This window comes from Caulobacter sp. 10L414 (assembly GCF_056395525.1).
On record NZ_JBFTJR010000008.1, the window covers coordinates 60,274 to 74,513 of the forward strand.

General features: G+C 69.2%; 9 protein-coding genes. 5 read left to right on the forward strand and 4 right to left on the reverse strand.

What is annotated here, in order from left to right:
* Nucleotides 1–105 precede the first annotated feature (105 nt).
* The 4 genes from AC1DCG_RS04675 to AC1DCG_RS04690 all read right to left on the reverse strand — a co-directional run bounded on the left by AC1DCG_RS04675 (nt 106) and on the right by AC1DCG_RS04690 (nt 5,592).
* On the reverse strand, nt 106–594 hold the full coding sequence (locus AC1DCG_RS04675; RefSeq protein WP_165256751.1) for a RidA family protein: 489 nt from the start codon (nt 592–594) through the stop codon (nt 106–108).
* A gap of 182 nt (nt 595–776) precedes the next feature.
* A complete protein-coding gene (locus AC1DCG_RS04680; RefSeq protein WP_477036818.1) occupies nt 777–1,175 on the reverse strand; it encodes a c-type cytochrome in 399 nt (132 codons plus the stop codon).
* A gap of 29 nt (nt 1,176–1,204) precedes the next feature.
* Entirely contained in the window at nt 1,205–2,809 is a 1,605-nt protein-coding gene (locus AC1DCG_RS04685) for a flavin monoamine oxidase family protein (RefSeq protein WP_477027870.1), read from the reverse strand.
* A gap of 263 nt (nt 2,810–3,072) precedes the next feature.
* Complete coding sequence (locus tag AC1DCG_RS04690; RefSeq protein WP_477027871.1) at nt 3,073–5,592, reverse strand: TonB-dependent receptor plug domain-containing protein; 2,520 nt, start codon at nt 5,590–5,592, stop codon at nt 3,073–3,075.
* A 636-nt stretch (nt 5,593–6,228) separates the two neighbouring features.
* Between AC1DCG_RS04690 and AC1DCG_RS04695 the strand changes: the two genes are divergently transcribed.
* The 5 genes from AC1DCG_RS04695 to AC1DCG_RS04715 all read left to right on the forward strand — a co-directional run bounded on the left by AC1DCG_RS04695 (nt 6,229) and on the right by AC1DCG_RS04715 (nt 14,185).
* Complete coding sequence (locus AC1DCG_RS04695; RefSeq protein WP_477027872.1) at nt 6,229–9,264, forward strand: TonB-dependent receptor domain-containing protein; 3,036 nt, start codon at nt 6,229–6,231, stop codon at nt 9,262–9,264.
* A gap of 76 nt (nt 9,265–9,340) precedes the next feature.
* Nucleotides 9,341–11,128, forward strand: coding sequence for an amidohydrolase family protein (locus AC1DCG_RS04700; RefSeq protein ID WP_477027873.1), 1,788 nt, complete (start codon nt 9,341–9,343; stop codon nt 11,126–11,128).
* 267 nt (nt 11,129–11,395) lie between these two features.
* A complete protein-coding gene (locus tag AC1DCG_RS04705; RefSeq protein ID WP_477027874.1) occupies nt 11,396–12,559 on the forward strand; it encodes a hypothetical protein in 1,164 nt (387 codons plus the stop codon).
* A gap of 65 nt (nt 12,560–12,624) precedes the next feature.
* Nucleotides 12,625–13,227: an RNA polymerase sigma factor gene (locus AC1DCG_RS04710; RefSeq protein ID WP_116487981.1), complete on the forward strand. Its 603-nt coding sequence runs from the start codon at nt 12,625–12,627 to the stop codon at nt 13,225–13,227.
* Nucleotides 13,196–14,185 (forward strand): FecR family protein, encoded by a 990-nt coding sequence (locus AC1DCG_RS04715; protein WP_477027875.1) that lies wholly within the window; start codon nt 13,196–13,198, stop codon nt 14,183–14,185. Before AC1DCG_RS04710 ends, AC1DCG_RS04715 begins: the two co-directional genes overlap by 32 nt.
* Nucleotides 14,186–14,240 lie beyond the last annotated feature (55 nt).

Genomic DNA, 14,240 nt, shown 5'->3' on the forward strand with positions numbered 1-14,240 from the left:
TTTCTCGCGGCGTGCGGGCCTCGCAGCGTCCGGACGATCGGGCGATCATGCCGCCAAACCGCCCTGAGCGCTTGCGTTTCCCGGCCCTTTCTTGGCCGGCCGCGGCTACTTCTTCGGCTTGCGGGCGGCCTGGACCTCGATCTCGACCAGCATGCCGTCGGCGACCAGGGCGGTGACCTGGCTGGTGATGCGCGAGGGCTTGTTGGGCTGCTCGGCGGTGCCGAAGAAGGTCTTGTAGCCCTCCATCATGCCGGCGAAGTCCATCTTGCCGTCCTTGGCCGGGTCGCCGACCAGCAGCACGCGCATCATCACCACGTCCGACAGGCTGGCGCCCTGGCTCTTGAGCGCGTCTTCCAGGCGCTTGATGACGCCGATGGTCTGGGTCTTGGTGTCGCCGAACTTGGCCACGCCCGTGGCGTTGGCGTCGACCACCGGCGGGGTCATGCCGCTGACATAGATGGTGTCGTAGCCGGCCGGCACGGTGACGACGCTGGCGATGGCCGACTTGGGGTCGCCGCCGCGGACGATCTCCTGGGCCAGGGCGGGCGTGGCGACGGCGGCGGTCGCGACGAGGGCGAGGGCGAGGCGTTTCATGGGGCGGCTCCTTGGTTGTTCTTATGAGGCGAAAGATCGTCTCGAAACGGAAGCCCCCTTTTTCCGAGCTTCCCCGCGAAGGCGGGGATCCAAGCGGATTGGGGAGCTGGTTCGGGGGTTGCTTCATCCTGAAAGTCGGCTTGGGTCCCCGCTTTCGCGGGGATTGAGCGGTTTTACGGGGTCTAGTGGGCCTGCAGGCCGCGGGCCTTGGCGCCGGCCTTGGACTGGGAGCGGACGCCGGAGACGTCGGCATAGCTGACGGGCTTGCCCTTGTTGCCCCAGGCGGTGCGGACATAGTTCAGCAGGCCGGTCAGCTCGGCGTCGGACAGGTCGTCCTTGAAGGCGGGCATGCCGGCGCGGCCGTTGAGCACGACATTGGCCATGGCCTTGCCGTCGCCCTGCACCAGGGGCGAGCCGGCCAGGGCCGGGAAGGCGCCCTTGACGCCCTTGCCGGTGACCTGGTGGCAGGCCGAGCAGTTGTCGGCGTAGAGGGTCTGTCCGGGCGGGGCGGCGAGGGCGGGCGAGGCGGCGCCGGCGACCAGACTGAGGGCGGCGAGCGCCGGGAAAGCGTGGCGAAGCATCAGGTCTCCGAAGGTCTGGAAGAGGGTCGTCACGCGGCGCGGACGCGGGCGTGCAGCTTGGCGATCTGCTGCCAGGCCGACTCGATGGCCCCGGCCTGCCAGCCGCCGAGATAGCTGAGGTGCTCGCCGGCCAGGTACAGGCGGCCGTCGGGCTCGCACAGGACGGGGTAGGCGGTCTTGCGGCCTTCCTCGCCCCACTCGGCCCAGCCGCCCAGATTGTGCTCGGCCAGGTGCCAGCAGAACGAGAAGGCGTTCTCGTAGCTGTCGGCGTATTCGGGGAACACCTTCTGGCCGCCGGCCACGGCGAAGGCGGCGCGTTCGGCCGGGCTCTTGGCGCTGATGCGCGCGGCCTCGCCGCCGAACGAGTAGTAGCCCAGCAGCACGCCCTTCTGCGACTGCCAGCCGGTCGAGGGCAGGCTGATCGTGCCGATGCCGGGCATGTCGTTGTAGATGTGGCCGCCGTAGATGAAGTGGTCCTCTTCCCAGAAGCGGCGCTTCATCTGCAGGCCGATCTTGTTGACCGGGGCGTAGGCCACGCCTTCCATCGCCGCCTTGAACGGCTTGGAGGCCTGCAGCTCGACGCTGCGCAGCACGCTGAGCGGGATGGTGCAGATGCAGTAGTCGGCGACGACCTCGGCTTTCTTTCCGGCCGCGTCGCGGTAGCCGATCTTCACGCCCTTGGCGTCCTGGCCGATGGTCTCGACGACGCAGGAATAGCTGATCTTGTCGGCCACCTTGCGCTCGAAGGCCTTGGCCAGCTGGTCCATGCCGCCGATCGGCTGGAGCATGGTGCGCTGCTGCTCGTAGCCGGCCACCGAGGTCAGGGTGCGCCAGGCGCCCGAATGCAGGACGTCGGCCATGCTGCGCGGGGTCGAGGGCTTGCCGGGACCGGGCGAGACGCCGGCGCCGGGATGCACGTCGAAGCCGCGGCCGTCGGTGCCGGTATAGGCCAGGTCCGTCGCCGACAGGCGGCCCTCGTTGACCATGTAGGCGATGAAGAGGTCGCGGTCCTGCGCGGTGATGGCGCTGTCCAGCCCGCCCTTGGAGGCGACCTTGGCCATCAGTTCGGCGGCGTGGCCGCGGGCGTCGGCGGCGATCTCGCCCTTGCGCACCGGCTTGCCCTTCAGCGGGCCCTCGCCCTTCTCGAAATAGACATAGGCGGCGTCGTTGTCGTTGACGAAGCTCTCCAGCGGCACGCCCAGAAGCTTGGTGTAGTGCAGCGTCGAGCGGTGGTGGTACGGGATCCGCCAGGGGCCGTGGTTGATGTAGAGGCCCTCGTCGAACTGGCAGGTCTGGTCATTGCCCAGCAGGTCGACGTGGCGGAAGCCCTTGCGGGCGGTCTGGCAGCGACCGCCGGCGAAGTCGCGGGCCTCCAGCACCTGCACCTCGTAGCCGTGCTTGGTCAGTTCATAGGCGGCGGTCAGGCCCGCCAGGCCCGCGCCCAGGACCACGACCTTGATCCCCTTGCCGCCGCCCTCCAGCGGGGGCGGAGCGGCCTGGGCCGAGGCGAAGCCGTAGCCCAGGGCGTCCATGCCGGCCATGGCCAGCGACACCCCGCCATAGGCCGCGAGACTCTCGAAAAACCGTCGGCGCGTCAGAACCGCGCCAGATGCCGAACCTGCTCGACCGTCCATACGCCACCCCGTGCTCTCATGTCCGCCTGCCGGATGTTTCGGCGGCGGCTCCATCTCGAAATCCCCGTCCTGGCGGGGCAATCCCTTTAAGCCGGCGAGGGCGGGCGACCGGTCGCGGAACGGCGTTGTGCCGTCCGCTTGGGCGCCGTGATCGCGGCTTGGGCGAAGTTGGGGCGCGGCGAGCGCGCCCCGTGGAATCGCCTTCGGAAAAGGAGCCGGGCGGACGCCCGACTCCTCTCTTTCCGGTGCGATGGAAGGGCGGCCTAGAAGGTGTAGGTCAGGCGCCCGTAGTAGTAGCCGCCGTTGATCCCGAACGGCGAGAACGCGGGATACTGGGTGACGCAGCCGCCGCCGGAGGCGACGCAGGCCGACTGGAAGGCGGCCGAGAACTTGTCCGGATACTCGTTGAACAGGTTGTTGGCGCCGACCGCGGCGACCACGCCGCCCGGGAACTTGTAGGAGACCTCCAGGTCGGTGAGCGCGGTGGCGCTGACCACGGTGTTGAGCAGCGGACCGGTGCCCGGGTCGGCCAGGGCCGAGGCCTTGCCGTAGAAGGTCTCGGTCAGGCTGACGGTGAGCGGGCCGAAGCTGTAGAGGCCGTTGAGGCCGATCTTGTACTTCGGCGCGGCGGTCTCGAGCAGCGAGGCGGCGTTGCCGGCGAACAGGACCTGGCCGCTGGGGAAGGCCGTGCTGGTCACGCCCAGGGCGGCCGGCGCCGACTTCACCTTGGTGATCTTGGTCTTGTTGTAGTTGCCGCTCAGGGTCCAGTCGATGCGGCCCCAGTCGCCCAGGTCCGTCGGATAGGACACCACCACGTCGACGCCCGTGGTGCGGGTGTCGAGGCCGTTGGAGAAGATGTTGATGCCGGTGCTGGTGACGGTGCTGTCGAGGATGTTGCCGTTGGCCGCGATGGCGGCGTTGACGTTCGGGTTCACCACCACGCCGTTGCGCAGGCCGTAGACCGAGCTGGAGCCGAAGATGCGGTCTTCCAGCTTGATGCGGTAGGCGTCGATCGTGGCCGTCAGTTTCGGGATCGGGTGGGCCACGACGCCGACGCTGAAGTTGGTCGACTTCTCCGGCTTCAGCTTCTCGATGCCCAGCAAGGCCGCCGCCGCCGAGTTCGGCGCCAATTGCACGAAGGCCGAGGTCGGCGAGACGTTGGTGGCCGAGTAGAACGACTCCGCCAGGGTCGGGGCGCGGAAGCCGGTGCTGACCGTGCCGCGGACGGCGAACATCTCGTTGAAGTCGTAGCGGCTGGTCAGCTTGCCGACCGTGGTGTCGCCGAAGTCGCTGAAGTCTTCGTAGCGCAGGGCCACGTCGACCTTCCACGGCGTGATCGGCGAGACGGCCAGATCGGTGTAGAGCGCCCAGCTGGTGCGGCTGTGGCCGCCGGCGTCGGTCTTGGAGAAGCCCGGATAGGACTGCGAGCCTTCCTTGTAGGTCGAGGCTGCGTCGCCGGCGCCGATCGCATAGGTGTCACGACGCTGCTCGACGCCCACCGCCACGTCCAGCGGCGTGGCCAGGCCCACGTCGAAGCCGCGGGAGAGGTCCAGGTTGTTGGTCCACTGGGTGGTCTGCCAGCTGCCGGCGTGGAACGAGGTGGGGGTGAAGCCCCTGGTCGTGAGGGTCGAGGTGTCGGTGTAGAGGCTGGCGTTGGCCGAGTCCTCGACGCGGACCTCGATGTCGTCCTTGCCGTAGGTGGCGCTGAGGTCGAAGTTCCAGCCCGCGACGACGCCGGACAGGCCCAGCGTCATGGCGTAGTCGTCCTCGATGATCCGTTCGCGCGGGCTGAAGCCGTTGGGGAACGGACGGTCGGCCGCGCCCATCCTGCCCTGGATGCGGTTGTAGCGGCGGTAGTTCTCGTAGGCCGAGGCGTCCTTGTGGCCGTAGGTGCCGAACGAATAGACCTCGAAGTCGCCGGGCAGCTCGACGCCGCCGTTGAAGGCCAGGACGTGCATCCGGTACTCGGCGTCGCCCGAGATCAGGTTCAGGTTCGGATAGCCCTTGATCTGGCTCTCGACGGCGTTGTTGGCGGCCGAGTAGCTGGGGCTGGCGGGGTTGTAGACGCGCTGGTCGGGCAGGCCGCGGTTGGAGAAGCCGTGGTATTTGCTCTCGACCGTGAAGTTCAGGTAGCTGTTCTCGGTCGGGGCCGTGCCCAGGTTGGCCGAGAACGAGGCGGTCTTGCCGCCGCCGTCGAAGTATTCGCCGCCGGTGGCCGAGATCGCGCCGCCCGACTCCGACTTCTTCAGGATGATGTTGACGACGCCGGCGATGGCGTCGGTGCCGTACTGGGCCGCGGCGCCGTCGGTCAGCACCTCGATCCGACCGATCGAGGCCATGGGGATGAAGCCGAGGTCGGCGGCCGCCGCGCCCTGGTAGGGGCCAGACAGGACCGCGAAGTTGCCGGTGGTGTGGCGGCGCTTGCCGTTGATCAGCACCAGGGCCTGGTTCGGCGACAGGCCGCGCAGGCGCGCCGACAGGGTCAGGTTGGCGGTGTCGCCGCCGAAGGCCTGGGCGTTGAACGACGGCACCAGGTTGGCCAGGCCCAGGCGCAGGTCGACCTGGCCGGTGCGCTCGAGGGTGGCGGTGTCGACCACCTGGACGGGGGCCGGGCTGTCGGCGACCCGCAGGCCGGTCTGGCGCGTGCCGGTGACGATGACGGTGTCGAGTTCGACGGAAGGATCAGGCGCGGGCTCGGCCGCGTGCGCGATGGTCGAAATACCCAGAGCAATCGACAGAGTCGAAATGCTCGCAGTCAGGATTTTTTTGAGATTATTGTTCACTAGTGCCCCTCTCCGCATAGTCAATGCATGACTGATGGCTCCTTCGTGGGGTCCGCCCTAATCGTGTTCTTATTGTTGGAACGCGAATACTAGACTGAACAGCGGTTTTGACCGCGGTTCAGCGTTGATCAGGCGGATCGGTTCGGCAATGGGGGAGGGGGCGAGGAAGGGCTTTGCGGGCCTTCTTCGTATACGCCCGCCACATTTCAGGGCGCCGACCGGAGGTTTCCGGAATGTGCTGATCATCACACCGGCAACTCGGATAACGCTGTTTGATTTTACGCGCACGGCGAAAGGGACAGCCGGTTCCCGCCGTCGGCCGTCAGGGTCGCCGGGACCGGGAAATCGCCGCGCGGCCCTGTCGGCGCTGGCGTTCGGCCTGAACGCCGTGTGGGGAAAATTGCCGTTCCAACCCATTTTTTGACGGATCGGCGGCAAACTTGGTCGCAAGCGGTTCAGAAATTCTCGAATTCAATTCCCATCGATTCAGTGGGAATTGGCCGGAGCCGGCAATCAACCGGCACGACCTGTTCGTTTCGTCAGCATCGGGACGACGCGCCGGCATTTCCTGAAATGTGGATTGCGGGCGCGCTCGGGCGGCGGGGAGCGTCGGGTCGCAGTTCTGGAGGGGATACCATGAACACTCGCCTACGCGTCGCCCTGCTGGCGACCACGACTCTCTGCGCCGCCGTCCTGTCGGCGCACGCCTTCGCCCAGGAAGGCGAGGCCGCGACCGTCGAGGAGATCACCGTCGTCGGCTCGCAGATCAAGGGCGCCAAGGTCAACGCCGCCCTGCCGGTGACGGTGGTCGGCGAGGACCAGATCCAGGCCACCGCCGCCGTCTCGGGCGATGATCTGTTCCGCTCGATCCCGCAGATGGGCGACGTCAACTTCAACTCGCAGTACCTGCCGGGCACCAGCAACAGCGCCCGCGGCGACGTCGGCTCGGTGAACCTGCGCAACCTGGGCATCGGCAACACCCTGGTGCTGCTGAACGGCCGCCGCGTGGTGACCCACCCGACCAGCCAGGCCAACGACAACCTGGTGCCGGTGCTGACCTACAACTCCAACGCCATTCCGGTGACGGGCCTGCGCCGCCTGGAAGTGCTGCGCGACGGGGCGGCGGCCATCTACGGCGCCGACGCGGTGGCCGGCGTGGTCAACACCGTGCTGCGCGACGACCTGGAGGGCCTGAACGTCGCGGCCCAGTACGGCTTCGCCGAGGGCACGAACCTCAAGGAGTACAATTTCAACGCCTATGGCGGCCACAACTTCGCGGGCGGCCGCGGCAATGTCAGCGCCTTCTTCTCCTATGACGAGCGCTCGCACCTGCGTTCCTACGAACAGGCCTACACCGCCTCGGCCGACCGCCGCGCGCTGTTCGCCGACACCCGCTTCGCCGGCGCCACCAGCCTGGACGGCCGCGGCACGACCACGCCCTGGGCCTATCTGCAGACGCCGGCCAGCTTCGGCACGGTGCGCCAGGGGACCACGGCCCTGACCAGCAGCGCCGGCTACTTCCACATCCAGCCGACCACCTTCTCGGGCTGCCAGCTGAACATCGGCAACGGCCTGTGCATCGACGACGGGGCGCTGGCGACCTCGGGCGTCGACCGCGACCTGCGCTTCGACCCGGCCTCGCTGGGCACGACGGTGATCCCGTCGGTCAAGCGCGCCAACCTGTTCGCCACCGGCAAGTACGAGATCAACGACAGCGTCACCGCCTTCGGCGAGCTGGGAATCTACCACGCCAAGACCAACGCCGGGCAGGCGCCGATCTCGACCCTGTCGTCGGGCGTGATCACCATCCCGGCCAGCAACTACTGGAACCCGTTCGGCCCGACCGTCTTCGCCAACGGTTCGGTCAACCCCAACCGCCTGCCCAATCTGAACGTCCCGGCCTCGGGCCTGGCCGTGACCCTGCGCGGCTACACCTTCGCGGATCTCGGCCTCACCCAGGTGGACGTCACCAACAAGCAGTACCGCGTGCTGGGCGGCCTGCGCGGCGAGAAGTTCGGCTTCGACTGGGAGTCGGCCTTCGTCTACTCCGAGGCCACCGCGAGGGACGTGGCCGACAACATCTCGACCACCAAGCTCTACGCCCAGCTCGCCCTGTCGACGCCCGACGCCTACAACGTCTTCAACGGCTCGGACCTGACCTACACCAGCGGCGCCGACAGCACCCGCAACAGCCAGGCGGCCATCGACGCCATCCGCGTCAAGACCATCCGCCGCACCAAGAGCACGCTTGCGCTGTGGGACTTCAAGGTCTCGCGGCCCGACCTCGTGACCCTGCCGGGCGGCGACCTGGGCATCGCCTCGGGCGTCGAGTTCCGCCGCGAAACGCAGCTGGACGACCGCGACAGCCGCATCGACGGCACGACCACCTTCACCGACCCGGTCAGCGGGGCGGTGCTGAGCGACCTGATCAATTCCAGCATCAACCCCGACACCAAGGGCCACCGCACGGTGGGCTCGGCCTATCTGGAACTGGCCGTGCCGCTGGTCTCGCCGGAGATGTCGATCCCGCTGGTCCATCGCCTGGAGGGCCAGCTGGCCGGCCGCTACGAGCGCTACAGCGACTTCGGCGACACCGCCAAGCCCAAGGTCGCCCTGGCCTGGGACGTGATCGACGGCGTGCGCTTCCGCGGCTCGTGGGCGCAGGGCTTCCGCGCCCCGAACCTGGAGCAGATCAACGCCTCGGTGATCTCGCGCTCGAACACCCGCACCGACTACGCCTTCTGCGAGGCCGACCTGCGGTCGGGCCGGATCAGCGCCTTCTCGTCGTGCTCGCGCTCGCAGCTGACCACGGCGCGGCGGGCGGGCAATCCGGACCTGGAGCCGGAGGAATCCGAAACCCTGTCGTACGGCGTGGTCTTCGAGCCGAAGTTCGTGCCCGACGCCTTCGGCCGCTTCACCTTCACCGCCGACTACTGGAAGGTGAAGCAGACGGGTCTGATCGGCGTGTTCGGCGAGGGCAACGCCCTGATCCTCGACTACCTGCTGCGCCAGCAGGGCTCGAGCAACCCGAACGTGGTGCGCGCCGCCCCGACGGCCGACGACGTCGCCGCCTTCGCCGGCACCGGCCTGACGGCCGCCGGCCAGGTGCTGTACGTCAACGACAAGTACACCAACCTCCAGCCGCAGGTGGTCGAGGGGCTGGACTTCGGCTTCCTGTGGAAGCTGGGCACGCAGCGGTTCGGCGACTTCGACCTGAACGTCAACGTCGCCCACCTGCTGAAGTACTACCAGTCGCCGTCGCCGGGCATCGCCGAGCTGCTGAAGGCGCGCTCGGACGGCACGATCAACGCCGGCACCACCATCACCGGCGGCGGTGATTTGCTGCGCCAGAACGGCAAGCCGGAATGGAAGTGGTCGGCGGCCCTGACCTGGCGCTACGACCGCTTCACGGTCGGCGGCTTCACCCAGTACATCGGCGACTACGACGACACCGGCCTGATCGACTCCTCGGGCCAGCCGTGGGTGGTCGAGTCGACCCTGACCGGCAACCTCTACGGCGAGGTCGACGTGGCCGAGCACCAGACCAAGCTGCGGGTCGGGGTGCGCAACATCACCGACGAGCAGCCGCCGCTGAGCACGGCCGGCTACGACGGCACGGTCTACACGCCGTACGGCCGCTATTGGTACTTCAACGTCAAGAAGCGGTTCTAGACCGCGCCGCAAGCTCCCGGGCCGCCGCGCGCGGCGGCCCGGGGCGTCTTCCTTTCAAGAGTTCAAGGGAAACCCCATGACATCGCGTTCCGCCCGCATCCTGCTCGGCGGCCTGTGCGCCGCGGCGCTGTCCACCTCGATCGCCGTCGCCCAGACCAAGCCGCTGGCGGTGGTCGACGCCGAGATCTTCGACGCCACGGGCGCGGCGCCGTATCGCGGGACGCTGGTGGTCAAGGACGGGCGGATCCTCGCCGTCGGTCCCAAGGTCAAGGTCCCCAAGGGCGCGACCATCGTCGACGCCAAGGGCGCGGCGCTGATCCCGGGCCTGTTCGACGTGCACACCCACTGGACCCCGGCCGGCGCCCCGGCGGTGATCCCGAAGATCGCCGACGCCTACCTGGCCTCGGGCGTGACGACGGTGAACGACTTCCACCAGCAGCCGGAAAGCTTCGCGCCCCGTCGCGCCTGGCTGGGAACGCTGACCGCGCCGCACGTCAACTTCGTCGCCCGGATGAGCACGCCGGGCGGCCACGGCGCCGACTGGGCCGACCAGGCCACCACCCGCTGGGTCGACACGCCCGAGAGCGCGCGCCTGGCGGTCGACGAGATCGCCGCCTACAAGCCCGACGCCATCAAGGCCTTCACCGACGGCTGGCGCTATGGCAGCGCGCCCGACAACACCAGCATGGACGCCTGGACGCTGAAGGCCCTGACCGAGGCGGCGCACAAGCACAATCTGAAGGTCCTGACCCACACCGTCACCGTCGAGCGCGGCAAGGTGGCGGCGTCCAGCGGCGTCGACGTCATCGCCCACAGCCTGCAGGACGAGCCGGTCGACGCCGACACCATCGCGGCGATCAAGGCCTCGGGCCTGTTCTACGCCCCGACCCTGGCGGTCTACGAGCCGGTCAAGCCGGGGGCCAAGCCGCCTGCCGATCCCGACAGCCCGCGCAACGTGCAGGCGCGCCGCAAGTTCGGCTACGCGCTGGGCAACGTGAAGGCGCTGTTCGACGCCGGCGTGCCGGTGGCGCTGGGCACGGACGCGGGCATGCCCGGCACGCCGCACGGCCCCTCGACCCTGCGCGAACTGGAGCTGCTGGTGCAGGCGGGCCTGACGCCGAGCCAGGCGCTGGTCGCCGGCACGGCCACCAGCGCCAAGGCCATGAACCTGATCGCCGACCGCGGCACGCTGGAAGCCGGCAAGCGGGCCGACTTCGTGCTGGTCTCCGGCAAGCCCTGGGAGACGATCTCGGATGTGCGCAAGACAGAGAGGGTGTTCCTCGACGGCCAGGCGGTGTTCGGCCCCGGCGCGGTGCGTTCGGCCGCCAACGACAAGGCCACGCCGCCGGCGGTCAAGGCTGCGGCCCTGATCGACGACTTCGAGCGCGCCGACGGCCGCACCAGCCTCGACACCCTGCGGCTGGACGATTTCGACGGCGGCCGCGACCGCAGCCTGGAAGTCTCGCAGGTCATCACCCGCGAGGGCGGCGGCAAGGTGCTGAGCGTCGGGGCCCGCATGGCCACCAAGGACGACGCCTCGGCCGGCGTGCTGCTGCCCCTGACCCGGGGCTCGGTGGTTCCTGCCGACGCCAGCGCCTTCAAGGGGCTGAAATTCGCCGTGCGCGGCGATGGCGGGGCCTATGTCGTGACGCTGGTCGGCGCGGCCGGCCGCTGGAGCGCCAAGGTCGAGGCCGGCCCGCAGTGGAAGAGCGTCGAGCTGCCGTTCACGGCCTTCAAGCCGGTCGCGGTCCGCGGCGAGGCCCCGGCCTTCACCGGGACCGACCTGCTGCAGGTCGGCGTCGAGGGCGAGCGCGCGGCGGGAACCAAGCTGTGGTTCGAGCTCGACGACGTGGCGTTTTATTGAGGGCTTGGGTGCTCCTAGGTCGTCATCCCGGGCGGAGGGCCGCGTAGCGGACCGCAGACCCGGGACCCAGGGGGCTGGCGCCGCGTGCAGGTTCGCCGCCGGCAGGCGGTGGAAAGGCCCTGTCGCTTGCCCCTGGGTCCCGGCTCTCCGCTGCGCTACGGCCGGGATGACGATGAATTGGAGGCGGGAAGGGCTCCTGTCGCCGAACCGTCATGGGCGGCCGCTAGAGGGCGGTTTTCCGATCCGCCAGCGCCCGGTCCGCCCATGATGAAGACGCGTCTTTCGCTCCTGCTCGCCGCAGGCCTTCTGGCGCTGGCCCAGCCGGCGGCCGCCGCGCCGCTGGTTCCGCCTCTCGCCCAGAACGGCGGGACCTGGGCCTCGGGCCACGTGCAGGGCGTCGCCGTCGATCTGAAGGGCGGCTACGTCTACTACTCGTTCACGAACCTGCTGGCGAAGTACGACTTCGAGGGCAGGCTGGTGGGGACCCTGGTCGGCTGGACCGGCCATCTGGGCGACCTGGACTTCAATCCGCAGGACGGCCGGCTGTACGGCTCGCTGGAGTACAAGAAGGACCAAGCCTTCTACATCGCCGTGATCGACGTTTCCCGGCTGGACCGCGTGGGCGTCGAGGCGGCCAGGAGCGATCTCTTCCGCACCGTCTACCTGCCCGAGGTCGCCAGGGACTACGCCGCCGACCTGAACGGCGACGGCCGGTTCGACGGCGACACGGCCAGGACGGGCGACCATCGCTATGGCTGCTCGGGCATCGACGGGGTGAGCTTCGGGCCGGCCTTCGGGCGCGCCGACGGCCCGCGCTACCTGACCGTGGCCTACGGGATCTATGGCGACGAGGGCCGGAGCGACAACGACCACCAGGTGCTGCTGCAGTACGACGTCGCCGACTGGGCGAAGCTGGCCCGGCCGCTGTCGGAGGCCCAGCCGCACCATGAGGGGCCGGCCGCGCCGCGCGACAAGGTGTTCGTGCGCACCGGCAACACCCGCTTCGGCGTGCAGACCCTGGCCTATGACGAGACGCTGAAGCGCTGGTTCATGGGCGTCTACCAGGGCGGCAAGCCGGCCTTTCCCAACTACCTGCTGTTCGCGATCGACGCGCGGGCCGAGCCGGCGAGCGGCGACCTGGTCGGCGTGCCGGCGCCGGATGGTCGGGGCTGGGAGCAGGGCAGGCTGCTGTCGCTGGCCGGCGAGGGCCTGAAGGACGAGGCCAGCGGCGTGCGCGGCTGGAACCAGAAGGCCGACGTCGGCTTCCAGCCGATCGGCGGCGGCCTCGTCTATGTGGCGACCAATGCGAAGGTCGACGGCCGGCAGACCGCCGACCTGACCCTGATGCGCTGGACGGATGATGCGGCGCGGCCGCTGGTTGCGGCGACAGCGGCGGACCTGAACTCGCGCGCAGCGAGCGCCCGGGACTGACTGTCACAATCGGCGTCTAGCCAGGGCGCCGACTCGCTATGAGGCCACCAGCCAGCGGAACAGGCATGACCGGCGCCGACAGGGAAAGACAGCGATGGTTCGTGCGCAACGTCCTGCCGCACGAACCGGCCCTGCGCGGTTGGCTGTCGCGCAGCACGCCGGCGGGCGTCGATCCCGAGGACGTCATCCAGGAGGCCTACACCATCCTGGCCGAGCTGGAGACGGTGGAGACCATCCGCTATCCCCGGGCCTATCTCTTCCAGGTGGCGCGCTCGGTGATCATGCGGCACGTGCGGCGGGCCAGGATCGTCTCGATCCACGCGGTGGGCGACCTGGAGCGGCTGGACCATCCCGACGACGCCGCCTCGCCAGAGCAGCACGCGCTCGACAGGGACGAACTGCGGCAGCTGGCCCGGGCGATCGCGGCCATGCCGGCCAAGGTGCGCGAGGCCTTCGTGCTGCGGCGGGTGGACGGGCTTTCGCAGCGCCAGATCGCCGAGCGGATGCGGATTTCGGAGAATACGGTCGAGACGCACATATCGCGCGGCGTTTCGTTCCTGATTGATTGGTTCGGCCGTAGCGGAAACAAGCGGTCCCAAACCTCTAGTACAGTGGATGCGGAGATCGCCTCGCCAGATGGCCGAACGAGACACCAGTCGAGACATTGACGAAGCGGCGTCCAGCTGGACGGCGCGGCTGGATCGTGGGCCGCTGACTCCGGAGGAAGACCAGGCTTTTCAAGGTTGGCTGAAGGGCGATCCCCGCAGCCGGGGCGCGCTGCTGCGCGCCCAGTCGCTGTTCATGATGAGCGAGTCCGCGCAGGCCCTGGGCGCGCACTACGACCCGGCGGACTTCCGGGAGCCGACGGGGCCAAGGCCGCGCGGCCTGTCGCGGCGCGCGGCGCTGTGGGCGGGCGGCGCGGGCGCGGCCGCTTCGCTGGCGGCGCTGGCCGTGGGCGTGCCGGCGGCGGGCGCGGTGACCAGCACCCGGCGCGGCGAGATCCGGCTCGTGCCGCTGAAGGACGGCTCGACCGTGCTGCTCAACACCGACAGCCGCATCCGCGTGCGCTATGGCCAGAACGAGCGCTTCGTCGCCCTGATCAGGGGCGAGGCCTATTTCTCGGTGGCGCGCGACGAGCGGCCGTTCGTGGTCGAGGTGGACGGACGGCGCCTGCGCACCAGCCAGGCGGGCTTTCGGGTGCGCAAGCTGGCGGCCGATCCGGTCGACCTCCTGGTGCAACAGGGGCGGGTGGACGTAGCGATCCCCCGGCTGACGGCGCCGACGACCAACCTGGCCCTGGAGGGCAACACGCGGCTGGTGATGGCCGATCTGGCGCCGCGCCCGCAGCCGATCACGCCTTCGGTGGTCACCCGCGAATTGGCCTGGCGCGAGGGCAAGCTGGCCTTCGAGGGCGAGAGCCTGAAGGAAGCCGCCCAGGCCTTCGCCCGCTACAGCGACACCCGCATCGAGATCCCCGACCAGGCCCTGGCGCGCGAGCCGGTGGCCGGCCTGTTCGCCGCCAACGATCCCGTCGGCTTCAGCCGCGCCATCGCCAGGGTGTTCGACGCCCGGCTGGACCAGAAGGGCGACCTGGTCATCCTGAGCCGGGGCCCGGCCTCGAACTGAGAATTTTTTGTGACCGGTCACGGAAGCCCGTGGCCCGAGGGCTCTCAACCCGCGA

Excerpts from the sequence above, each read along its gene's own strand:
- AC1DCG_RS04695 (WP_477027872.1), top strand. The coding sequence starts at position 6,229 with ATGAACACTCGCCTACGCGTCGCCCTGCTGGCGACCACGACTCTCTGC.
- AC1DCG_RS04675 (WP_165256751.1), bottom strand. The coding sequence starts at position 594 with ATGAAACGCCTCGCCCTCGCCCTCGTCGCGACCGCCGCCGTCGCCACG.
- AC1DCG_RS04715 (WP_477027875.1), top strand. The coding sequence starts at position 13,196 with ATGGCCGAACGAGACACCAGTCGAGACATTGACGAAGCGGCGTCCAGC.
- AC1DCG_RS04700 (WP_477027873.1), top strand. The coding sequence starts at position 9,341 with ATGACATCGCGTTCCGCCCGCATCCTGCTCGGCGGCCTGTGCGCCGCG.
- AC1DCG_RS04705 (WP_477027874.1), top strand. The coding sequence starts at position 11,396 with ATGAAGACGCGTCTTTCGCTCCTGCTCGCCGCAGGCCTTCTGGCGCTG.
- AC1DCG_RS04680 (WP_477036818.1), bottom strand. The coding sequence starts at position 1,175 with ATGCTTCGCCACGCTTTCCCGGCGCTCGCCGCCCTCAGTCTGGTCGCC.
- AC1DCG_RS04685 (WP_477027870.1), bottom strand. The coding sequence starts at position 2,809 with ATGGACGGTCGAGCAGGTTCGGCATCTGGCGCGGTTCTGACGCGCCGA.
- AC1DCG_RS04710 (WP_116487981.1), top strand. The coding sequence starts at position 12,625 with ATGACCGGCGCCGACAGGGAAAGACAGCGATGGTTCGTGCGCAACGTC.